General features: G+C 72.3%; 21 protein-coding genes and 1 riboswitch. Of the genes, 15 read left to right on the top strand and 6 right to left on the bottom strand.

Features of this window, described 5'->3' with window-relative positions; translation table 11 throughout:
• Positions 1–14 precede the first annotated feature (14 nt).
• The 4 genes from ACIQMV_RS00360 to ACIQMV_RS00345 all read left to right on the top strand — a co-directional run bounded on the left by ACIQMV_RS00360 (position 15) and on the right by ACIQMV_RS00345 (position 2,803).
• Entirely contained in the window at positions 15–416 is a 402-nt protein-coding gene (locus ACIQMV_RS00360) for a ribonuclease domain-containing protein (protein WP_141362812.1), read from the top strand.
• Positions 413–742 (top strand): barstar family protein, encoded by a 330-nt coding sequence (locus ACIQMV_RS00355; RefSeq protein ID WP_402590001.1) that lies wholly within the window; start codon positions 413–415, stop codon positions 740–742. Before ACIQMV_RS00360 ends, ACIQMV_RS00355 begins: the two co-directional genes overlap by 4 nt.
• 133 nt (positions 743–875) lie before the next feature.
• Entirely contained in the window at positions 876–2,318 is a 1,443-nt protein-coding gene (locus ACIQMV_RS00350; RefSeq protein WP_172633028.1) for a GuaB1 family IMP dehydrogenase-related protein, read from the top strand.
• Between the two features lie 32 nt (positions 2,319–2,350).
• On the top strand, positions 2,351–2,803 hold the full coding sequence (locus ACIQMV_RS00345; protein ID WP_141362818.1) for an Lrp/AsnC family transcriptional regulator: 453 nt from the start codon (positions 2,351–2,353) through the stop codon (positions 2,801–2,803).
• Between the two features lie 7 nt (positions 2,804–2,810).
• On the opposite strand, the gene ACIQMV_RS00340 is transcribed toward ACIQMV_RS00345, so the two are convergent.
• Both ACIQMV_RS00340 and ACIQMV_RS00335 read right to left on the bottom strand, forming a co-directional pair.
• Positions 2,811–3,269, bottom strand: a complete 459-nt coding sequence (locus tag ACIQMV_RS00340; protein ID WP_402589998.1) for a hypothetical protein — start codon at positions 3,267–3,269, stop codon at positions 2,811–2,813.
• Positions 3,270–3,280: 11 nt separating this feature from the next.
• Positions 3,281–4,021: a GntR family transcriptional regulator gene (locus tag ACIQMV_RS00335; protein WP_141362822.1), complete on the bottom strand. Its 741-nt coding sequence runs from the start codon at positions 4,019–4,021 to the stop codon at positions 3,281–3,283.
• 211 nt (positions 4,022–4,232) lie between these two features.
• Here ACIQMV_RS00335 and ACIQMV_RS00330 point away from each other — a divergent pair, with 211 nt between their 5' ends.
• The 7 genes from ACIQMV_RS00330 to ACIQMV_RS00300 all read left to right on the top strand — a co-directional run bounded on the left by ACIQMV_RS00330 (position 4,233) and on the right by ACIQMV_RS00300 (position 12,505).
• Positions 4,233–5,390, top strand: coding sequence for an ABC transporter substrate-binding protein (locus tag ACIQMV_RS00330; protein WP_402589996.1), 1,158 nt, complete (start codon positions 4,233–4,235; stop codon positions 5,388–5,390).
• Positions 5,387–6,283, top strand: coding sequence for an ABC transporter permease (locus ACIQMV_RS00325; RefSeq protein ID WP_401777757.1), 897 nt, complete (start codon positions 5,387–5,389; stop codon positions 6,281–6,283). Before ACIQMV_RS00330 ends, ACIQMV_RS00325 begins: the two co-directional genes overlap by 4 nt.
• On the top strand, positions 6,271–7,086 hold the full coding sequence (locus ACIQMV_RS00320; RefSeq protein ID WP_141362828.1) for an ABC transporter permease: 816 nt from the start codon (positions 6,271–6,273) through the stop codon (positions 7,084–7,086). The genes ACIQMV_RS00325 and ACIQMV_RS00320 overlap by 13 nt, the downstream gene beginning before the upstream one ends.
• Before the next feature lie 3 nt (positions 7,087–7,089).
• Complete coding sequence (locus ACIQMV_RS00315; protein WP_402589993.1) at positions 7,090–8,172, top strand: ABC transporter ATP-binding protein; 1,083 nt, start codon at positions 7,090–7,092, stop codon at positions 8,170–8,172.
• Positions 8,173–8,239: 67 nt separating this feature from the next.
• Positions 8,240–9,724 carry an HAD-IA family hydrolase gene (locus ACIQMV_RS00310; protein ID WP_402589991.1) on the top strand — a complete coding sequence of 495 codons (1,485 nt, stop codon included), beginning with the start codon at positions 8,240–8,242 and terminating at the stop codon, positions 9,722–9,724.
• A 220-nt stretch (positions 9,725–9,944) separates the two neighbouring features.
• Positions 9,945–10,733: a carbon-nitrogen hydrolase family protein gene (locus tag ACIQMV_RS00305; protein WP_402589989.1), complete on the top strand. Its 789-nt coding sequence runs from the start codon at positions 9,945–9,947 to the stop codon at positions 10,731–10,733.
• Between the two features lie 59 nt (positions 10,734–10,792).
• A complete protein-coding gene (locus ACIQMV_RS00300) occupies positions 10,793–12,505 on the top strand; it encodes a flavin monoamine oxidase family protein (RefSeq protein ID WP_402589987.1) in 1,713 nt (570 codons plus the stop codon).
• A gap of 16 nt (positions 12,506–12,521) precedes the next feature.
• Here ACIQMV_RS00300 and ACIQMV_RS00295 read toward each other — a convergent pair whose 3' ends face one another.
• The 4 genes from ACIQMV_RS00295 to ACIQMV_RS00280 all read right to left on the bottom strand — a co-directional run bounded on the left by ACIQMV_RS00295 (position 12,522) and on the right by ACIQMV_RS00280 (position 17,076).
• Positions 12,522–13,451, bottom strand: a complete 930-nt coding sequence (locus ACIQMV_RS00295; RefSeq protein ID WP_402589985.1) for an LLM class F420-dependent oxidoreductase — start codon at positions 13,449–13,451, stop codon at positions 12,522–12,524.
• Between the two features lie 92 nt (positions 13,452–13,543).
• Entirely contained in the window at positions 13,544–14,209 is a 666-nt protein-coding gene (locus ACIQMV_RS00290; RefSeq protein ID WP_402589983.1) for a DUF5995 family protein, read from the bottom strand.
• 128 nt (positions 14,210–14,337) lie between these two features.
• Positions 14,338–15,735 carry a uracil-xanthine permease family protein gene (locus tag ACIQMV_RS00285; RefSeq protein WP_402589982.1) on the bottom strand — a complete coding sequence of 466 codons (1,398 nt, stop codon included), beginning with the start codon at positions 15,733–15,735 and terminating at the stop codon, positions 14,338–14,340.
• 129 nt (positions 15,736–15,864) lie between these two features.
• Positions 15,865–17,076, bottom strand: a complete 1,212-nt coding sequence (locus ACIQMV_RS00280) for an MFS transporter (protein WP_402589980.1) — start codon at positions 17,074–17,076, stop codon at positions 15,865–15,867.
• Positions 17,077–17,209: 133 nt separating this feature from the next.
• On the opposite strand from ACIQMV_RS00280, the gene ACIQMV_RS00275 reads away from it, so the two are divergent.
• The 4 genes from ACIQMV_RS00275 to ACIQMV_RS00260 all read left to right on the top strand — a co-directional run bounded on the left by ACIQMV_RS00275 (position 17,210) and on the right by ACIQMV_RS00260 (position 21,823).
• Positions 17,210–18,472: an ROK family transcriptional regulator gene (locus ACIQMV_RS00275; RefSeq protein ID WP_402589978.1), complete on the top strand. Its 1,263-nt coding sequence runs from the start codon at positions 17,210–17,212 to the stop codon at positions 18,470–18,472.
• Positions 18,473–18,962: 490 nt separating this feature from the next.
• Positions 18,963–19,093: riboswitch (FMN riboswitch) on the top strand.
• 155 nt (positions 19,094–19,248) lie between these two features.
• Positions 19,249–19,857: a riboflavin synthase gene (locus tag ACIQMV_RS00270; protein ID WP_141362849.1), complete on the top strand. Its 609-nt coding sequence runs from the start codon at positions 19,249–19,251 to the stop codon at positions 19,855–19,857.
• Positions 19,854–20,498 (top strand): nicotinamide mononucleotide transporter family protein, encoded by a 645-nt coding sequence (locus ACIQMV_RS00265; RefSeq protein WP_141362851.1) that lies wholly within the window; start codon positions 19,854–19,856, stop codon positions 20,496–20,498. Before ACIQMV_RS00270 ends, ACIQMV_RS00265 begins: the two co-directional genes overlap by 4 nt.
• Entirely contained in the window at positions 20,495–21,823 is a 1,329-nt protein-coding gene (locus ACIQMV_RS00260; protein WP_402589975.1) for a bifunctional 3,4-dihydroxy-2-butanone-4-phosphate synthase/GTP cyclohydrolase II, read from the top strand. The genes ACIQMV_RS00265 and ACIQMV_RS00260 overlap by 4 nt, the downstream gene beginning before the upstream one ends.
• Positions 21,824–21,827: the final 4 nt, after the last annotated feature.

Raw genomic sequence — 21,827 nt, 5'->3', positions numbered from 1 at the left:
GGAGCATCGACGGCATGCTGCTGCGGTTCGTCCCCCGTGTGCTCGCGGGGCTCCTCGTCACGCTCGCCGTCCTTCTGACGGGCTGCTCGCCCTCCGGGCCGGGCGGTTCCGACCCCTCAGCCCCGTCGTGGGCCCATGGGATGGCCACGATCAGCCAGTCCCGGCTGCCGGCCGAGGCCCGGCAGACCCTGGCCCTCGTCGACAAGGGCGGCCCCTATCCGTACCGGCAGGACAACACCGTGTTCGGCAATTTCGAGGGGCGGCTGCCCAAGGAGCCGCGCGGCTATTACCACGAGTACACGGTACGGACCCCGGGGTCGCGCGACCGCGGAGCCAGGCGCATCGTCACCGGCCGGGGCGGGGAGTTCTACTACACCGATGATCACTACAACACGTTCCGGGCGGTGCTGAGATGAGCGAAGACCTGGCGGGCCGGGTCGTGGTCACGCTGGACCTCGACGGTGTCACGGACAAGGCGGGGCTGATGGACCGGGTCGCCCGTGCCCTCTCACTGCCCGGCTGGTTCGGACGGAACTGGGACGCGCTGGCCGACAGCCTCGGCGACGAGACCCTCTGGCCGGCGGAGGCCGTGGAGCGCGGGATGCTGATCGTGGTACGGGGCTGGCAGGCGTACGCGCAGGCCAGGCCGGAGGAGTGGGAGATCGCCGAGGAGGTCTTCGCCGCCTCGGTGGACGGCCGGCCGACCCTGGACGTCGCCCTCGCGCTTGGAGGTTCCTCCTAGGGGGCGGGCGGCCGGCCTGGACGTTCCGTCCGGGGCATGGCACGGCCCGCGCCATGGGAGAATGAAGTACGTGCTCTTTCCCCCTGACGGACCTGTCCGGGGGTCACCTCTGATCGACTGGGATGTGCGGCACGTGCGTTTCCTCAATGACATCCAGCCCGCGTACGACCTGACGTACGACGACGTCTTCATGGTGCCGAGCCGCAGCGCGGTCGGTTCACGTCAGGGCGTGGACCTCGGCTCCCCGGACGGCACGGGCACCACCATCCCGCTCGTCGTCGCCAACATGACCGCCATCGCCGGGCGCCGCATGGCCGAGACCGTGGCCCGCCGCGGCGGACTGGTGGTCATTCCGCAGGACATCCCGAACGACGTCGTCACCGACGTGATCTCCTGGGTCAAGAGCCGCCATCTGGTCCTGGACACCCCGATCGTGCTCGCCCCGCACCAGACCGTCGCCGACGCCCTGGCCCTGCTGCCCAAACGCGCGCACAACGCCGGCGTGGTCGTCGACGAGCAGCACCGGCCGGTCGGTGTGGTCACCGACCGGGACCTGACCGGTGTCGACCGCTTCACCCAGCTCGAAGTGGTCATGAGCAAGGACCTGCTCCTGCTGGACGCGGACATCGACCCGCGCGAGGCCTTCAACACCCTGGACGGTGCCAACCGCCGCTACGCGCCCGCCGTGGACAAGGACGGCAGGCTCGCCGGCATCCTCACCCGCAAGGGCGCCCTGCGCGCCACGCTGTACACCCCGGCCACCGACGCCGGGGGCAAGCTGCGCATCGCCGCCGCCGTGGGCATCAACGGCGACGTGGCCGGCAAGGCCGAGCAGTTGCTCGACGCGGGCGTCGACACCCTCGTCATCGACACCGCGCACGGCCACCAGGAGTCGATGATCAACGCCGTCAAGCTGGTGCGGGACCTCGACCCGCGGGTGCCGGTCGTCGCCGGCAACATCGTCTCCGCCGAGGGCGTCAAGGACCTCATCGAGGCGGGCGCCGACATCGTCAAGGTCGGCGTGGGACCGGGCGCCATGTGCACCACCCGCATGATGACCGGCGTGGGCCGCCCGCAGTTCTCCGCGGTCCTGGAGTGCGCGGCCGAGGCGAGGAAGTACGGCAAGCACGTGTGGGCCGACGGCGGTGTCCGCCACCCGCGCGACGTGGCGATGGCACTCGCGGCCGGCGCGTCCAACGTGATGATCGGCTCCTGGTTCGCGGGCACCTACGAGTCGCCCGGCGACCTTCAGCACGACGCCAACGGCCGCCCCTACAAGGAGTCGTTCGGCATGGCCTCCGCGCGCGCGGTGCGCAACCGCACCTCCGAGGAGTCCGCGTACGACCGCGCCCGCAAGGCGCTGTTCGAGGAGGGCATCTCGACCTCCCGGATGTTCCTCGATCCGGCCATGCCGGGCGTCGAGGACCTGATCGACTCGATCATCGCGGGCGTCCGCTCCTCGTGCACCTACGCCGGGGCCGGCTCACTGGAGGAGTTCGCCGACAAGGCCATCGTCGGCATTCAGAGCGCGGCAGGCTACGCCGAGGGCAAGCCGCTGCACGCCAGCTGGAACTGAGCCGCCGAGTCCCGAGAAGTGATCCACCGACAGTGCTGAACGATCTCGACGAACGCATCGTGCACGCCCTCGCCGAGGACGCCCGCCGCTCCTACGCGGACATCGGGCAGCTGGTCGGCCTGTCCGCGCCCGCCGTGAAGCGGCGCGTGGACCGGCTGCGCGCCACCGGGGCCATCACCGGTTTCACCGTCCGGGTCGACCCGGCGGCACTCGGCTGGGAGACCGAGGGGTTCGTCGAGATCTACTGCCGGCGCCACACCTCGCCGGAGACGATCCAGCGCGGCCTCGAGCGCTACCAGGAGGTCGTGTCCGCCTCCACCGTCACCGGTGAGGCGGACGCGATCGTCCAGGTCTTCGCCGCCGACATGCGGCACTTCGAGCGGGTCCTGGAGCGGATCGCCGGCGAGCCGTTCGTGGAACGGACGAAGTCCGTGCTGGTGCTCTCGCCCCTGCTGCGCCGCTTCTCCTCCGGCGCGCCGGGCTGACCCGCCGTCAGGCGGACCGGCGGCCGACCGCAGACAGCAGGCGCCGCATGCCCATCGCATGCCCGCCCGTGGCGATCACCAGCCGCCGGTAGAGGCCGCCGGCCGGGCCGGGGAAGGCGGCCCGGGTCTCGGCGCGCAGCCGCGAACGCCCGGGACCGGCCGGTTCGAGGCGGAACGTCAGCGCGTACGACGAGAAGCGATGACGTCCGGTGAGCACCAGCTCCCGGCCCCTGTCGGCGGCGACCACCCGGAACCCGGGGAGAGTCGAGCCCTCCGCGAAGGGACGTGGTCCGGCCGCCGCACGGTCGGCGCATCCGACCAGGCGGGCGTAACGGGCCGCGCCGGGACCGCAGAACGATTCCTCCAGCGCGGCGCCGAGCCCGCGCCACACGGCGTCGGTGTCCGCCGCGACGACGGTCGTGTGCTCGTCGACGTACGGCAGCGCGGTGATTCCGGCGACATCCATGAAGGCCCCCTTCAGCCGGCCGTCTTGCGTGCCAGGGCGTTGTTCCCTATCGAATTGTGCACGCTGAAGCTCACCGCGTCCGGACGGTAGCGGTCGTCCGACCACTCCACGGGGCGCCCCTCGCGGGTCGTCGTCACCCGGCGGACCCGCAGCAGCGGGCTCGTGCGGCGGATGCCGAGCAGTTCGGCGTCCTGGGCGCCTGCCGCGACCGCGTCGATGAGGTGTTCGCCATAGGCGAAGACCAGGCCGGTGTCCTCGTAGAGCCGTTGGGTGACGGACGCGCAGTCGGGCTCGATCGCCTCGACGGCGGGGGCGACCCAGCCGGCGTACACGGTCCGCTCCACCAGGACCGGCTCGCCGTCCAGTCCGCGTACCCGAAGAACGTGCAACACCGGTGAGCCCTCGTCCAGTTGGAGCCGGACGGCGTCCTCCTGGGTCGCCGGGCGGTACTCCTGGGCCACCACGCGCCCCGTCGCCTCCCGCCCCATGGCGCGGGCCCACTGGGCGAAGCTGCGCAGTTCGGCGAAGCTCTGGCTGCGGCGGCTGGCCAGTACGACCCGGCGGGCGCCCTGCCGGGAGCCGATCAGCCCCTCGGCGGTGAGGGCCGCGACGGCCTGGCGGACCGTACCGCGTGCGACGCCGTACTCGGCGGCCAGGGCCGTCTCGGTCGGCAGCCGGCTGCCGACCGTGTACTCCTCGTGGTCGATGGCACGCCGCAGGGCGTCGGCGATCTCCTCGTGTCGTGCCGTCATGCTTCCCCTCTGAGTCGACAGCTGTGCACAGCGTAGGCAGCCTAATCGAGTTTCAGTGTCGATCCAGGCGGACGGAACTATGCAGGCGAAGGGCCTTGGAGGTTTGGCCGGCGTTCATGTTCAGGACATCATCGACGGGCGTACTGAGGTCAACTTGTTCAGACAAGTTCTCCGCTCTGCCTCACCCCTCGTGCGCACCCCTGGAGAGACCGTGACCGTGTCCTTGCCGAGAACAGCCCTCCTGGGCGGCTCCCTCGCCGTCGTCGCCGCGCTCGCCCTGAGCGCCTGCGGCGCCGCCCCCGACAAGGCGTCGGCCACCGCCGACGGCAAGAGCGCCGCCACCGCCACCTTCGCCGCCGACTTCGGCGGGATGGACGCGCTGGTCGCGGCGGCCAAGAAGGAGGGCACGCTGCACGCCATCGCGCTGCCCCGCGACTGGGCCAACTACGGCGCCCTGATCGACGGCTTCGAGAAGAAGTACGGCATCAAGATCGAGGTCGAGAACCCGGACGGCTCCAGCCAGGACGAGATCAACGCCGTCACCTCCCGCAAGGGCCAGGACCGCGCCCCGGACGTACTGGACCTCGGCAGCTCCTTCGCACTCAGCGCCGCCGAACAGGGCCTGCTCGCCGGGTACAAGGTGGTCGCGTTCGACGGCATCCCCGCCGGCCAGAAGGACCCGCAGGCCCGCTGGTACAACGACTACGGCGGCTACGTCTCCATCGGCTGCGACGCCAAGCGGGTCAAGGAGTGCCCGACCACCTTCAAGGACCTGCTCAAGCCGGAGTACAAGGGGCAGGTCGCCCTCAACGGCAACCCGACCAAGGCCGGCGCGGCCTTCGGCGGCGTCTACGCGGCCGCCCTCGCCGCCGGCGGCTCCTTCGACGACATCCAGCCCGGCATCGACTTCTTCGCCAAGCTGAAGAAGAACGGCAACTTCACTCCCGTCGAGTCCACCCCCGCCACCGTCGAGCAGGGCGAGACACCGATCAGCATCGACTGGGACTACCTCAACGCCGGGTACGCCGACGAGTTCAAGTCCAAGGGTGTGGACTGGAAGGTGGCCGTCCCCGCCGACGGCCGGTACGCCCAGTACTACTCCCAGGCCATCAACAAGGACGCCCCGCACCCGGCCGCCGCGCGGCTGTGGCAGGAGTACCTCTACAGCGCCGAGGGCCAGAACCTGTGGCTCAAGGGCTACGCCCGCCCGGTCCTGATGCCCGCCATGGAGAAGGCCGGCACCCTCGACCAGGCCGCCGCCACCAAGCTGCCGGAGGTCGACGGCACACCCGCCTTCCCGTCCGAGGCCCAGCAGAGCAAGGCCAAGGACGTTCTCGCGCAGGGCTGGGGGAAGGCCGTCTCCGGATGACCACCGCCCTCACGCGGGCGGACGTGGCGCCCGCCGCTTCGGTGAAGCGGCGGCGCCGCGCCCCGGGATGGCTCGCCGTCGTCCCTCTGCTCGCCTTCACCGCACTCGCCTTCGGGCTGCCCGCCCTGGCGATGCTGAACGGCGCGTTCACCGTCCAGGATCCGGCGACGGGCGCCGAGTCCCACACCACGGACAACCTGACGACCTCCCTGCGCGGCGCCTACCTGACCGCCCTGCTCGGCAGCGTCAAACTGTCCGCCGTCGCCGCCGGGCTCGCGGCCCTGCTCGGGCTGCCGCTCGCGCAGGCGGTCGTGACCTCCCGCTCCAGGGTGCTGCGCGAGGCCGTGCTCACCGCCTCCGGGGTGCTCGCCAACTTCGGCGGCGTCCCGCTGGCGTTCGCCTTCGTCGCCACCCTCGGCAACGCCGGTGTGCTGACCCGGCACCTGGGCCTGACCGAGAAGGGCTGGGACCTGTACAGCTTCTGGGGCCTGGTGATCGTCTACCTGTACTTTCTGATCCCGCTGATGGTGCTCACCATCACCCCCGCGCTGGACGGCCTGCGCTCCCAGTGGCGGGAGGCGGCGCGGAACAACGGCGCCACGGCCGTGCAGTACTGGCGGCACGTCGCCCTGCCCGTCCTCGCGCCGTCCCTGCTCGGCGGGCTGGTCCTGCTCTTCGGCAGCGCCTTCGCCGCCTACGCCACCGCCGCCGCCATGGTCGGCAGCTCGGTGCCGCTGGTCACCCTGCAGATCGCCGACGCCCTCTCCGGCAACGTGCTGGTCGGCCAGGAGCACGTGGCCCTCGCCCTCAGCCTCGACATGGTCCTGGTGGCGGGCCTGGTCATGGCCGTGTACCTGCCCCTGCAACGCCGGAGCGCCCGATGGCTCGCCTGAACCCATGGCGGTGGGCCGTCCTCGGTCTCGCCGCGCTGTACTTCCTGATTCCGCTGGCCGCGTCCGTGGTGTTCACGGTCGACGTGCCGGGCCGGGGCGTCACCTTCGACGCCTACACGCGGATCGTCTCCACCGAGGGCTTCGTCCCCAGCCTGCTGCTGTCGCTGCAACTGGCCGCCGCCACCATCGCCGTCGTGCTGCTGCTGATGGTCCCCGCCATGGTCGCGCTCCGGCTCGGCGCGCCCCGGCTGCGGCCCGTCGTCGAAGTGGTGTGCCTGCTGCCGCTGGTCGTGCCGCCGATCGCGTACGTCGCGGGGATCGCGACCGTGCTGAAGTGGGGACCCGAGCACCTGTCCCGCACCCCGCTGTTCCAGACGTTCGTGGCCCTGCAGGATCCGGACTTCCCCGTCGTGCTCGTCCTCGCCTACGTCGTACTGGCGCTGCCCTTCGTGTACCGGGCCCTGGACTCCGGGCTCCGCGCGATCGACGTGCGGACCCTCGTCGAGGCCGCCCGCAGTTGTGGCGCCTCCTGGCCGCAGGCACTGATCCGGTCCGTGCTGCCCAATCTGCGCGGGGCGCTGCTGAACGCCGCCTTCCTCACCCTGGCGCTGGTCCTCGGCGAGTTCACCGTGGCCCAGCTGCTGGGTTTCCGGCCCTTCGCCGTGTGGATCTTCAGCATCGGCGGCTCGCAGGCCCAGATGTCCGTCGCCGTCTCCGTGCTCAGTCTCCTCGTGACCTGGGCACTGCTTCTCGCGCTCGCCGGTGCCGGCGGACGCACCCGAACCGCTTCGTCCCGGGGATGAACCATGACCGCCACCACCCTTGAGAAGGCCGCCACGACGCAGGCCGCCACCATCGAATTCCGTGGGCTGCGCCGGGAGTTCGGCGCCACGGTCGCCCTCGGCGGACTCGACCTGAGCGTGCGGCCGGGGGAGTTCCTGGCGCTGCTCGGGCCCTCCGGCTGCGGCAAGACCACCGCGCTGCGCATGCTCGCCGGGTTCGAACACCCCGACTCCGGTGAGGTGCTGGTGGACGGCGCCGACGTCACCCGGGTCCCGGCCCATCGCCGCGACGCCGGGATGGTCTTCCAGTCGTACAGTCTCTTCCCGCAGCTGAGCGCCCGCGACAACGTCGCCTTCGGACTGCGGATGCGCAAGGTGCGGACGGCCGAACGCCGTTCCCGTGCCGCCGAGTTGCTGGAGCTGGTCGGCCTCGCCGACAAGGGCGACCGATTCCCGCACCAGCTCTCCGGCGGTCAGCAGCAGCGGATCGCGCTGGCCCGAGCGCTCGCCCTGCGCCCCCGGGTCCTGCTCCTCGACGAGCCGCTGTCGGCCCTCGACGCCAAGGTCCGGCTGACCCTGCGCGAGGAGATCCGCAGGCTCCAGCAGGAGCTCGGCATCACCACCCTGTTCGTGACGCACGACCAGGAGGAGGCCCTGTCGATCGCCGACCGGGTCGCCGTGATGCGCGCCGGGCGGCTCGAACAATGCGCGCCTCCGGCCGAGTTGTACGGCCGCCCCGCGACCGCCTTCGTCGCCGAGTTCGTCGGCACGATGAGCCGGATCCCGGGCCGGCTGTCCGACGGCGGCGTCGAGGTGCTCGGACAGCGGCTGCCGGTCAACGGCCCGGCGCCCGCCGCGAGCGAGGTGGACGTGCTCGTGCGGCCCGAGGCCGTCCAGGTGCGGGCGACCGAGGACGGCGGCGCGCGGGTGGTCGCCACCGCCTTCCTCGGCGCGACCGTCCGGATCACCGTCCGGCTGGCGGACGCCACCGAGGTCAAGGCCGACCTGCCCGCGCACGAAGCCGCCGGGCTCGCGGCAGGCACCGCCGTGAACGTGTCGCTGCCCGAGCGGCCCGTCCTCGTGGCAGAACGCCCGAACAGGTCGTGAGGCGCCGGCCGTGAGCCGCCAGTCCTGAAGAACCGGTCCCGAAGAACCCGCTGTGAAAGAGAATCACGTGACCCCCCACCCCCGGCTTCCCCTCCAGGCCGTCCTGTTCGACATGGACGGCACGCTCGTCGACACCGAGCGGCTGTGGTGGGAGGCGGTGGAACACGTCGCCGGCAGACCCCTGACCGAGGCGGACCAGCCCGAGGTGCTCGGCCGCCCCGTCGAGCACACGGCGGGCTGGCTGGCCGCGGCCTCCGGCGCACCGGCCGCGGACGTGGCCCGGGAACTGCACCGGGAGTTCACCGGCCGTGTCCGCACCGGCACCGTGCCCCGCCCCGGCGCCCTCGACCTGCTCGACGCCCTCGCCCGGGAGGGCGTACCCACCGCCCTGGTGACCGCGTCGCCCCGCGCCGTCGCCGACATCGTGCTCGACGTCCTCGGCCCCGGGCGCCTGACGGTCTCCGTCACCGCCGACGACACCGACCGCACCAAGCCCGCCCCCGACCCCTACCTCGCCGCCTGCCGCGCCCTGGGTGTCGACCCCGCCGCCTGCGTGGCCGTCGAGGACACGCAGACCGGCGTCAGCTCCGCCGAGGCGGCCGGGTGCGCGGTGCTCGCCGTGCCGTCGCTCGCCCCCATCGACGCGGCACCCGGACGGAGGCTGCGCGAGAGCCTGACCGGGGTCACCCCCGGGGAACTCTCCGCCATGGTGAGCGGCGAACTGCGGGTGATGAGCTGGAACCTCTGGCTCGGCGGGAGCAAGGTCGACGACCACCGGGCCAAGCAGGTCGAGGCGATCCTGGAGTGCGGTGCGGACGTCGTGGGCCTGCAGGAGACCGGGGGCACCGCGGCCCAGGAGCTCGCCGGGGAACTCGGCTGGTACCACCACCGGGCGGGCGAGAACCTCGGTGTCATCAGCCGCCACCCCATCACCGCGCGCCTCGGCGACCCGGACGTCGGCTTCTACGGCGCCGCCGGGGTCCGTATCGGGCTCGCGCCGGGCCACGAGGTCGACGTCTGGACGGCCCACCTGCACTACACGCCCTACGGCCCGTACGAGTCGGCCTACGACGGGCTCGCGGCGGACCTGCTGATCGCCCACGAGGAGGTGCGGCTGACGCAGATGCGGGACGCCCTGCGCCGGATCGACGAGGAGGGCGACCCCTCCGTACCGGTCGTCCTGGTCGGTGACTTCAACTGTCCCTCCCACCTGGACCGGCCGGACGTCGCCTGGCCGGTGACGAAGGCTGCCGAGGAGGCGGGCCTGCGCGACTCCTACCGCGAGGCCCGTCCGGACCCGGCCGCCGACCCGGGGCACACCTGGTCACCGATCCACCCGGTGCACGAGGACGGCAGCGGGCGGCCCGAGCCGCAGGACCGCATCGACTACGTGCTGCACCGGGGGCTGCGGGTGCTCGACTCCTGGACGTACGTCAGGGGTACCCCGCGTCCCTGGCCGGAGGTCGCCGGCAACGACTGGCCCTCGGACCACGCGGCGGTCGTGACCGCCTTCGGCGTGCCAGGGGGCCACCGGGGCCGGCCCGGCGCGTAGCGGGCGCCCGGGCGGTCGGCCCGGAGCGGGAGGCCGCGGGGCGGCTGCGGACCTGTGCTTCGACCCCGTGTCCCGCGGTGGCGCAACGAATCGCCGCCCATCCCTGGTTGTACGCAACGATTCGCTCACCGGCGCGCAACGGCTCCGGCTTGTCCGCCCGAGACGGCCGAACGTACGGTCTAACCGACCCCCGAACCCCCCGTACCGGTGAGGAACACCCATGCGCACCGCCCTGCTCCAGAGCTCCGGCCGTCCCGGCTCCGTCGCCGAGAACCTCAAGGTCCTCGACGACGCCGCCGGCCGGGCCGCCGCCGCGGGGGCCGGGCTGCTGGCGACGTCGGAGCTGTTCCTGACCGGGTACGCGATCGGCGACGACATCGGCCGCCTGGCCGAGCCCGCCGACGGGGACCGGGCGGACGCGGTCGCGGAGCTGGCCCGCCGGCACGGGCTGGCCGTCGCCTACGGCTACCCGGAGCGGGACGGCGAGACGGTCTACAACTCCGTGCAGCTGATCTCCGCCGACGGCACCCGCCTCGCCAACTACCGCAAGACCCACCTGTTCGGCGACTTCGAGCACGGCCAGTTCACGCCGGGCGAGCAGCCGGTCGTCCAGGCGGAGCTGAACGGACTGACCGTCGGTCTGATCATCTGCTACGACGTGGAGTTCCCGGAGAACGTGCGCGCCCACGCGCTGGCCGGCACCGACCTCCTCGTCGTCCCGACGGCGCTCATGCACCCGTTCCAGTTCGTCGCCGAGTCGCTGGTCCCGGTGCGCGCCTTCGAGAACCAGATGTACGTCGCCTACGTCAACCGGGTCGGCACGGAAGGCGAGTTCGAGTTCGTCGGGCTCTCCGCCCTGGCGGGCCCCGACGGGGTGGCCCGCACCCGCGCCGGCCGGTCCGAGGAACTGGTCCTCGCGGACGCCGACCCCGCCGCCCTCGCCGCCTCCCGCGAGGCCAACCCGTATCTGGAAGGCCGCCGCCCCGGCCTCTACGGGTCCCTCGTCTGACCCCCGGACCCTCCCTCTCTCCCCACCCCCGGTTCTTTCGCGCAAGGAGTCCGCACCCCATGACGTCCACGGTGCCCAACGCCGTCGAGCACGCCGACGAGCAGCAGCCGCCGATCACCATGTTCGGCCCGGACTTCCCGTACGCGTACGACGACTTCCTCGCCCACCCGGCGGGCCTCGGCCAGGTCCCCGCGACCGAGCACGGCACCGAGGTCGCGATCATCGGCGGCGGCCTTTCCGGCATCGTCGCCGCCTACGAGCTGATGAAGATGGGTCTCAAGCCCGTCGTCTACGAGGCCGACCGGATCGGCGGCCGGTTGCGCACCGTCGGCTTCGAGGGCTGCGACGAGTCGCTGACCGCCGAGATGGGCGCCATGCGCTTCCCGCCGTCCTCCACCGCGCTCCAGCACTACATCGACCTGGTGGGCCTCGAGACCCGGCCGTTCCCCAACCCCCTGGCCGAGGCGACCCCGTCGACCGTCGTCGACCTCAAGGGCGAGTCGCACTACGCCGAGACCATCGACGACCTGCCGCAGGTCTACCGGGACGTGGCGGAGGCCTGGAACAGGTGCCTGGAGGCGGGCGCCGACTTCTCCGACATGAACCGCGCCCTGCGCGAGCGCGACGTGCCGCGCATCCGCGAGATCTGGTCCCGGCTGGTCGAGAAGCTCGACAACCAGACCTTCTACGGCTTCCTGTGCGACTCCGAGGCCTTCAGGTCCTTCCGGCACCGGGAGATCTTCGGCCAGGTCGGCTTCGGCACCGGCGGCTGGGACACCGACTTCCCCAACTCCATCCTGGAGATCCTGCGCGTCGTCTACACCGAGGCCGACGACCACCACCGCGGCATCGTGGGCGGCTCGCAGCAACTGCCGCTCAGGCTCTGGGAGCGCGAGCCGGAGAAGATCCTGCACTGGCCCTACGGCACGTCGCTGAAGTCCCTGCATGTGGACGGCGACCCGCGCCCCGCCGTGACCCGGCTGCACCGCACCGCGAACAACCGGATCACGGTGACGGACGCGAACGGCGACATCCGCACCTACAAGGCGGCCGTCTTCACTGCCCAGTCCTGGATGCTGCTGTCCAAGGTCCGGTGCGACGACGCGCTGTTCCCGATCGACCACTGGACCGCGATCGAGCGCACCCACTACATGGAGTCCAGCAAGCTCTTCGTGCCCGTCGACCGGCCGTTCTGGCGGGACAGGGCCGTCGAAGACAAGGGCGAGCCGACCGGCCGGGACGTGATGTCGATGACGCTCACCGACCGCATGACCCGCGGCACCTACCTGCTCGACGACGGCCCGGACAAGCCCGCCGTCATCTGCCTCTCCTACACCTGGTGCGACGACAGCCTGAAGTGGCTGCCGCTGTCCGCGAACGAGCGGATGGAGGTCATGCTGAAGTCGCTCTCGGAGATCTATCCGAACGTCGACATCCGCAAGCACATCATCGGCAGCCCGGTGACCGTCTCCTGGGAGAACGAGCCCTACTTCATGGGCGCGTTCAAGGCCAACCTGCCCGGTCACTACCGCTACCAGCGGCGCCTGTTCACCCACTTCATGCAGGACCGGCTGCCCGAGGACAAGCGGGGCGTCTTCCTCGCCGGCGACGACATCTCCTGGACGGCCGGGTGGGCCGAGGGCGCCGTACAGACCGCGCTGAACGCGGTCTGGGGCGTCATGCACCACCTCGGCGGCGGCACCGACCCGGCCAACCCCGGCCCCGGTGACGTCTACGACGAGATCGCTCCGGTCGAACTCCCGGAGGACTGACCGGAGTCCAGGGCGGTCACACCCCGGCCGCCCGCGCCTTCTCGAACACCTCCGCGGCGACGTCCTTGAGCTCCTCGGCGTCCCGCAGCCGGCCCTGCACGTCGATCAGGATCTCCTCCAGGCCGATCGCCGCGTACGCGAGGAGGTCCTCGGCGATCTGGTCGGCGTCGCCCTGGAAGGGCCGGCGGCCGGTGCTCTCGTACGCCTTGGCCGAGTACGTCGCGTTCACCCGCAGCACCGTCCGGATCGGCTGCTGCCGGCCACGCTCGGCGGCCAGGTCCCGCACCGCGTCCCACTGGCTCGCGACCTGCTCGGCGCCCATGGCCACCGGGAGCCAGCCGTCGGCGTGCTCGACGAGCCGCTCCCGGGCCTTGCGGGTGCTCGCGGCCAGCAGGATCGGGATCGGCCGGGCCGGCTTGGGGCCCACCACGGCCGACTCGATCTTCGTGACACGGCCGTCGTAGCGCACAGGGTCGGGCCCCCACACGGCCCGGCAGACGTCGATCACCTCGTCCAGCACCCGGCCGCGCTCCTTGATCGGCCGGATTCCCGCCGCCGCGTACTCGTCCAGGGACCAGCCCGTGCCGAAGCCGGCGAGCACCCGGCCGCCGCTGGCCGCGTCCAGGGAGGCGAGGGACCTGGCGAGCTGGAACGGCACGTGCAGCGGCGCGACCAGCACGCTGCTGCCCAGCTGGACCCGCTCGGTGGCCGCCGCGGCCAGGGTGAGCGTGACCAGCGGGTCGGCCACGTGCCGGTACGAGTCGGGCCAGGGCACGCCCTCGATGCCGTACAGGCCCTGTGTGGCGGGCTCCGGGAACAGGGCCCGCTCGTACACCCAGACGCTGTCGTAGCCGATGCGCTCCACGGCGCGTGCCACGTCGGGCACGTCCCTGCCGAGGTCGTACTGCCGGTTCTGCGGAAGACCGATTCCCAGACGGGTCGCCATGACGGTGCGCTCCTTCGTGATCGTCCGTGTTCCGCGGTCAACGTACAGTGATCACGGGGGAGTTCCGGGAAGGTGCGGGGCGGATGTCCGGATCAGCCCGGCAGTGGCGTGAGCATCATGCGGCAGTCGAAGCCGATCGCGGCGTCCAGCCGCCGGCCGAACTCCTCGGCCATGTCGGGCAGTCGGCGCAGTGCCCACAGCGCCCGCGCGGCCGACCAGCTCGCCTCCCGGGCCCGCTCCAGGTCCCACGAGCCGAGCAGGTGGGTGAGCGGATCGGTGATGTGGAGCAGTTCGGGACCGGGCACCAGGTCCTCGCGGACCCGCTCCTCCAGCGACAGGAGGAAGTCGCCCAAGCGGTCGAACTCGCCCTCCAGCTCGGCCGGTTCGCACCGCGCGGCCCGGCAGGCGTCCACCACGGCGAGGGCCAGGTCGTGGCCGATGTGCGCGTGGACGCCCGCCAGCGCGAACTGCGCCGGCCGCACCCCGGGGTGCCGCCGGAACTGGAACAGGGGCCGCCAGCAGGCGGGCGGCCGCCGTCCTTCGGCGGCCGCGTCCACGGCGGCGAGGTACCGCCCGGCGAACGGTGCGTCCAGCGTGGTCGCGGGCCATCGGCCGGCCGCCTCGGCGGCGGCGAGGTACACACGCTGGAAGACCGCGACCCCGTCGCGCTCGGGCAGCCCGGCGGCCAGGTGGCGCATCCTGGCGACCAGCGCGTCCACTGTGTCCGGGCCATGGGTGAGTTGTGCCGATTGCCCCATGAGGGCAGCGTCCCAGGCCCGGGACGCCCCGTTCGCCGACGGGCCCGGCGCTTCCCCGGAACGGGGGAACGCGCCCGTCGGCGAACGGGGCGGAGGGGGCCTGTGAGACAGGTCGGGCGGAGGGGGACCTACGAGGCGGGCCCGGTGCCCTGAGCCTCCCCGCCGTACGACGACGTGCCCTCGTCCAGCAGCGGCTCCTGCTTCTTGAGGTGGGCGGGCGCGAACGCGCGCAGCGCGTGGTAGCCGGTGATGACGACCAGGGTGCCGAGCGCGATGCCGCTGAGGGAGAAGGTGTCGCTGAACTTCAGGCTGACGTTGCCGACGCCGATGATGATGCCCGCCGCGGCCGGCACCAGGTTCAGCGGGTTGCGCAGGTCGACCTTGGCGTTGATCCAGATCTGCGCGCCGAGCAGGCCGATCATGCCGTACAGGATGACGGTGATGCCGCCGAGGACACCGCCCGGGATCGCGGCCACGATCGCGCCGAACTTGGGGCAGAGGCCGAACAGCAGCGCGAAGCCCGCGGCGGCCCAGTACGCGGCCGTCGAGTAGACGCGGGTCGCGGCCATCACGCCGATGTTCTCGGAGTAGGTGGTGTTCGGCGGGCCGCCCACCGCGGTCGACAGCATGGAGGCCACACCGTCGGCCGAGATCGCGGTGCCGAGCTTGTCGTCCAGCGGGTCGCCGGTCATCTCGCCGACCGCCTTCACGTGCCCCGCGTTCTCCGCGACCAGCGCGATGACGACGGGCAGCGCCACCAGGATCGCCGACCACTGGAAGCTGGGCCCGTGGAAGGACGGCAGCCCGATCCAGTCGGCCTTGCCCACGCCCGAGAGGTCCAGGCGCCAGTGGTCGGTGAGCTTGCCGCTCGCGTCGACCGAGTGGATCCTGCCGAAGACGTGGTCGAAGACCCAGGAGGCGGCGTAGCCGAAGAGCAGGCCGAGGAAGATCGCGATCCGGGACCAGAAGCCGCGGAGGCACACGACGGCCAGCCCGGTGAACAGCATCACGAGCAGGGCCGTCCACTGGTCCTGCGGCCAGTAGGTGGAGGCGGTCACCGGAGCGAGGTTGAAGCCGATCAGCATGACGACCGCGCCGGTGACGATGGGCGGCATCGCGGCGTGGATGATCCGCGCCCCGAAGCGCTGCACGGCGAGGCCGACCAGGAACAGCGCGACCCCGACGACGAAGACCGCGCCGGTCACGGTGGCGCTGGTGCCGCCCTGCGCCCGGATGACCGCGGCGACGCCCACGAAGGAGAGCGAGCAGCCCAGGTAGCTGGGCACCCGGCCGCGGGTGGCGAGCAGGAAGATCACGGTCGCGACGCCCGACATCATGATCGCGAGGTTGGGGTCGAGACCCATGAGCACGGGGGCGACGAAGGAGGCGCCGAACATGGCCACGACGTGCTGGGCGCCGAGTCCTGCCGTGCGGGGCCACGAGAGCCGTTCGTCGGGCCGGACCACTGCTCCGGGTGCGGGCGTACGCCCGTCACCGTGCAGCTTCCAGCGCACGCCGAGGTTCATGGTGGGATTTCGCTTTCTCTGTACGTGGAGCCTGTCCGCACCATTGTCGGGGGTGCCCGGAGGTCCCGTACCCACCCGCCCCTGCTCAGGGGCCGTTCAGACGCCGCTCAGGAGCCGCTCAGGCGTCGCTCAGGGCCGCGGGTCGGGAACCGCGGTGCTCGCGGGACCGACCTTCGTCCGGTCCCGGTCACCCGCCCTGAGCACCCCCGCGAAGGCGACCAGACCGCATGCCAGCAGGGTCACCAGGCCGAAGGACACCACCAGGCTGGTCGCCTGGGCCAGCCCGCCGATCGCGCTCGGGGCGACCAGCCCGGAGGTGTATGTGATGGTCGCGACACCGGCGATGGCCTGACTGGGGTTCGGGCCGCTGCGGCCGGCCGCGGCGAAGCACAGCGGTACGACGACCGCGATACCGAGGCCCATCAGCGCGAACCCGGTCATCGCCACCGCCGGATGGCCCCCGGCGACGACGAGCAGGCCGCCCACGACCGCCAGCACGCCGCTCGTCCGCACCGTGCGCACGGCGCCGAACCGGTCCACCACCCGGTCACCCGCGATCCGCGCGATCGCCATGGTGAGGGTGAAGCCGGTGGTGCAGGCCGCCGCGAGGCCGGCCGAGGTCTCCAGTTGGTGCCGCAGGTAGACCGCCGACCAGTCCAGGCTCGCGCCCTCCGCGAACACCGCGCAGAACCCGATCGCGCCGATCAGCAGCGCCGACTTCGGCGGCAGCGCGAACCGCGGCGGCGGCTCCTCGTCCTGGGCGGGCTGGAGGTCCAGCACCCAGGTGCAGGCGGCCACGCCCAGCACGGTCAGCACGGCGGCGGCCAGCAGATGGTGCAGCCGCGCGTCCGAGCCGAGGTGCGCGGCGACCGTGCCGGCCGCCGAGCCGACCAGGGCTCCCGCGCTCCACATGCCGTGCAGGCCGGACATGATCGAACGGTCGAGGCGGTTCTCGACCTCCACCCCGAGGGCGTTCATCGCGACGTCCGCCATGCCCGCCGTGGCGCCGTAGACGAACAGGCTGAGGCAGAGGGTCAGGAGGTTCGGCGCGAGGGAGGGCAGGACGAGGGCGAGCGTCCACGGGGCGATCAGGCCACGCAGCGCGTTGCGGGCGCCGAAGCGGTGGCTGATGCCGCCCGCGAGCGGCATCGCGAGGGACGCGCCGAGGGCCGGGAAGGCCAGCGCGAGCCCCAGCTGCCCGGGGCTGACCCCGGCGTGGTCCTGGATCCACGGCACGCGGGTCGCGAACGAGCCGGTGACGGCGCCGTGTACGGCGAAGACGGCCGCCACGGCGTACCGGGCGCGCCGCACCTCGCGCTGTGCGTAGACCACTGCACTCATTGTCCGGCCCCTCCCGGGCTGACCGCCGTTGCCCCTCGCGCCGTCGCGCCGACGTAAACTATCAGGGAACCTGCCTGATAGATAGCGCACATCAAGGACGGCAGCAGCCCGCAGATCTGGGAGGATTCCCGGCATGCCCGCATCCCCGAGCACCGCCCGGGCCATCAACGACCGGCTCGCCCTGCGGCTGCTTCAGCAGCAAGGACCGCTGACGGCAGGGAAGTTGAAGCAGCTCACCGGTCTGTCCCGGCCCACCGTCGCCGACCTCGTCGAACGGCTGACGGTCTCCGGCCTGATCACCGTGGTCGGTGAGTCCGGCGAGCAGCGGCGCGGGCCGAACGCCCGGCTGTACGGCATCGTCGCCGACCGCGCCCACCTGGCCGCCCTCGACGTCCGCACCGAGAGCGTGTCCGTGATCGTCGCCGATCTGCTGGGCCGGGAACTGGCCGCGGAGTCCGTGCCGATCGGCGGGGACACAGGCACCGGGCCGGCGCTGGAGCAGGCGGTCGGTCTGGTGGAGCGGGTGGTCAAGGAGGCGGGAGCGGAGCGGCTGCACACGGTCGGCATCGGCGCGCCGGGGCTGATCGACCCGGTCACCGGCGAGCTCCGCGACTCCACGGGACTGCCCGAATGGCATCGCAGGCTGGTGGCGGCGTTGCAGGAGCGGCTGCCGCGGGCCCGGGTCACCGTCGAGAACGAGACCAACCTCGCGGCGCTGGCCGAGCAGCGCGACGGGGCCGCCCGGGGCCGGGACACGTTCGTCCTGCTGTGGCTCGGCCACGGCACGGGCGCGGCCGTCGTCCTGGACGGAACCCTGCGCCGCGGTGCCTCCGGAGGCACCGGCGAGATCGGCTTCCTGCCCGTCCCGGGCACCGACGGCCTCCCTTCGGCGACGGACTGCGCGGACGGCTTCCACTCACTGGCCGGCGCGACGGCGGTGAGGGAACTGGCGGCGCGGCACGGACTGTTGGCCGAGGGGGCCGGGTCGGAGGGGAGCGGGTCGGAGGGAGCCGGGCCGGAGGGCGTGGGTTCGGAGCCGGTCGCCGCGGAACTGGTGCGGGCGGCGGTACGGGCAACCGCGGGGGCGCCCGTATCCGCCGCCGAGGACTCCGCCGTGGCCTCACGCTTCCTCGATGCCCTGGCCGACCGCGTCGCCCTCGGGGTCGCCTCGGTGGTGGCCGTCCTCGATCCCGGGTGCGTGGTCCTCGGGGGCGAGATCGGACAGGCGGGCGGTGAGGTGCTCGCCGCGCGCGTGGCGGAGCGCGTGGCGCGGATGTCCCCGCTGCGCACCGAGGTGAGGGCGGGCGCGCTCGGCGGCCGGGCGGTGCTGCGCGGCGCGCTCGTGACCGCCCGCGACCGGGCCCAGGACGACTTGTTCGCCCCTCCGGAGCGCTGACACCGCAAGGGGTCCGGCCCGGCGCCGCACGGGAATCGGTCCGGCCCGGCGTGGCAAGGAGTCCGGCCCGCCGCACGGGAATCGGTTCGGCGCGGCATGGGGTCCGGCCCGGCGCCGCACGGGAATCGGTCCGGCGCCGTTCGGAATTCGGTCCGGCGCCGTTCGGAATTCGGTCCGGCGAGTACGGAATTCGGTCCAGCGAGTACGGAATTCGGTCCAGCGTCGTGCGAACCTCACAGCTCGCGCCGTATGTTCGGCCCGGCGCGGCGGAACTTGCATGTCCCACGCACCTGTTGACCTGCATGGTCTAGTCCTCTTAGTGTCTGACTTCCGTGCAGACCGGTCCGGCGGCGGTGACGACGGCCCTTGCCCGCCGCCGGACCTCCACGCCCGCGCACGGCACGGCGGGCGGTACGTTCTGTGAGCCACCCCACACGCTTCGTCGGTAGTCGCGCCGATCGGGCGTGGCACACTGGCTCTGTACCAGTAGCAGCGCACTCCGGGGTCGGTGAAAGTCCGAACCGGCGGTTATAGTCCGCGACCCGGTCGCTTCCAGCGGCCGGTTGACCAGGTGGAATTCCTGGACCGACGGTTAAAGTCCGGATGGGAGGCAGTGCGCGGCGAGCGAGCACACCCGTGTGCGCCGCCGTCTCTGGGCTCGCCCTCCACGGGCGGGTCCCGTCCGGCGTCGCCCTCCGAGGGTCCTCGTTCGTGCAGTCTGTCGACGTCGGCAGCCCCCGGAGTCCGTGCCCCGAAGAGGCAGGAGGACCCGGGAAGTGTTCACCGGAATCGTCGAAGAGCTGGGCGAAGTCACCGCCGTGGAGGACCTCGGCGACGCCGCCCGCTTCCGGCTCCGCGGCCCCGTCGTGACCGAGGGCGCACGGCACGGCGACTCCATCGCCGTGAACGGGGTCTGTCTCACCGTCGTCGAGCACGAGGGCGACGAGTTCACCGCGGACGTCATGGCGGAGACCCTCAAGCGCTCCAGCCTCGGCGTCCTCACCACCGGCTCCCGCGTCAACCTCGAACGCCCCACCGCCGTGGGCGCCCGCCTCGGCGGCCACATCGTGCAGGGGCACGTCGACGGCACCGGCACGATCCTGGACCGCACCCCCTCCGAGCACTGGGAGATCGTGAAGATCTCGCTGCCGCCGGACCTCGCGCGTTACGTCGTCGAGAAGGGCTCCATCACCGTCGACGGCATCAGCCTCACCGTCGTCGAGGCCGGCGACGAACACTTCACCGTCAGCCTCATCCCCACCACCCTGGCGCTGACCACCCTCGGCCTGAAGCAGCCCGGCGACCCGGTCAACCTCGAGGTGGACGTCGTCGCCAAGTACGTCGAGCGGCTGCTCGGCGACCGTGCGCGGGGAGCCGGACGGTGAACTGGCTCAACTCCGAGGCGTTCACCCTCCTCGGCCAGCACATCAAGTGGTCCGACATGACGGGCAACATCATCGGCCTGCTCGGCCTCGCGTTCGGCTGGCGGCGCTCCATCTGGAGCTGGCCCGTCCAGTTCCTGTCCGGCCTGATCCTGTTCGCCGCGTTCGCCACCGCCCATCTCTCGGGCAGCGCCGGCAAGCAGATCGTCGTCATGGTGGTCGCCGTCTTCGGCTGGTGGCAGTGGAACCGCGGCAAGGGCCGGGCGGCGGACGGCCACATCGCCGTCCGGTTCGCCACCTGGCGCGAGCGTGCCGTGCTGCTCGGCGCCGCCGCGGTCGGCACGGTCGCCGTCGCCGGACTGTTCCATGCCTACCCGTCGCTGTCCTGGGACCCCTGGCCCGACGCCTACATCTTCGTCGGCACCGTCGTTGCCATGTACGCGCAGGCGCGCGGCATGGTCGAGTTCTGGTTCGCCTGGCTGCTCGTCGACGTCGTCGGCGTACCGCTCAACTTCGCCAACGGCTTCGCCTTCTCCGGCTTCGTCTACATCGTCTACGGCGCACTGGTCCTGTGGGGCATGCGCGACTGGTGGCTGCGCACCCGCACGGACGCGCGGCCCGTCCTGGAAGGAGCGCCCGCATGACCGCGGCAACCGTCCTCTACGGCACCGACAACACCGAGGACTTGACACTCGACCCGGTCGAGCGGGCCGTCGCCGACATCGCGGCCGGCCGCCCGGTCGTGGTCGTCGACGACGAGGACCGCGAGAACGAGGGCGACCTCGTCATCGCCGCCGAGAAGGCGACCCCCGAGATCGTCGCCTTCATGATGAGCGAGTGCCGCGGCCTGATCTGCGCGCCCATGGAGGGCGAGGAGCTGGACCGGCTGAAGCTGCCGCAGATGGTCGAGGAGAACACGGAGTCGATGAAGACCGCCTTCACGGTCTCCGTCGACGCCGGTGCCGCCCACGGCGTCACCACCGGCATCTCCGCCTCCGACCGCGCCACCACCCTCCAGCTGCTGGCGAGCGGCACCGCGGAGCCCACCGACCTCGTCCGGCCCGGCCACGTCTTCCCGCTGCGCGCCCGTCCCGGCGGGGTGCTCGCCCGCCCCGGCCACACCGAGGCGGCCGTCGACCTCGCCCGGCTCGCGGGGCTGCGCCCGGCCGGCGCGATCGTCGAGATCGCCGGTGAGGACGGCCGGATGCTCCGCCTGCCCGAACTGATCGTCTTCGCGCGCAAGCACGGCCTGACGATCATCTCCATCGAGGACCTGATCGCGCACCGGCGCCCGTCCGAGCTCCCGGCCCCGCCCGAGCAGGGGGAGCGGCCGTCCCAGCCCGCGGTCCGCCGCGAGGCCGAAGTCCGCCTGCCCACCGCGCACGGCGTCTTCACCGCGTACGGCTACCGCTCCACCGCCGACGGCGTCGAACACGTGGCCCTGGTGCACGGCGAGATCGGCGACGGCGAGGACGTCCTGGTCCGCGTGCACTCCGAGTGCCTCACCGGAGACGTCTTCGGTTCCCAGCGCTGCGACTGCGGCCCCCAGCTGGACACCTCCCTGGAGCGCATCCAGAAGGAGGGCCGGGGAGCGGTGGTCTACCTGCGCGGCCACGAGGGGCGCGGCATCGGCCTGATGTCCAAGCTGCGCGCCTACGAGCTCCAGGAGCGCGGCCGGGACACCCTCGACGCCAACCTCGAACTCGGACTGCCCGCCGACGCCCGTGACTACGGCGCCGGCGCGCGGATCCTTCAGGACCTCGGGGTCAGGAGCGTGCGCCTGCTGACCAACAACCCCGACAAGACCGACGCTTTGCTCCGCCACGGCCTGAGGGTCACCGGACGGGAGCCGATGCCCGTCCAGGCCGGCGAGCACAACCTCCGCTACCTGCGCACCAAGCGGGACCGGATGGGGCACGACCTGCCCTGGCTGGACACCACCGCCGTGTCCACCTGCGGCAACCAGTAAGCGA

Origin of the sequence: Streptomyces sp. NPDC091412, from assembly GCF_044756885.1 — a bacterium.
GTDB lineage: Bacteria > Actinomycetota > Actinomycetes > Streptomycetales > Streptomycetaceae > Streptomyces.
Note: the sequence above shows the minus strand (reverse complement) of the source record. Positions and strands in the feature narration are given on the sequence as shown.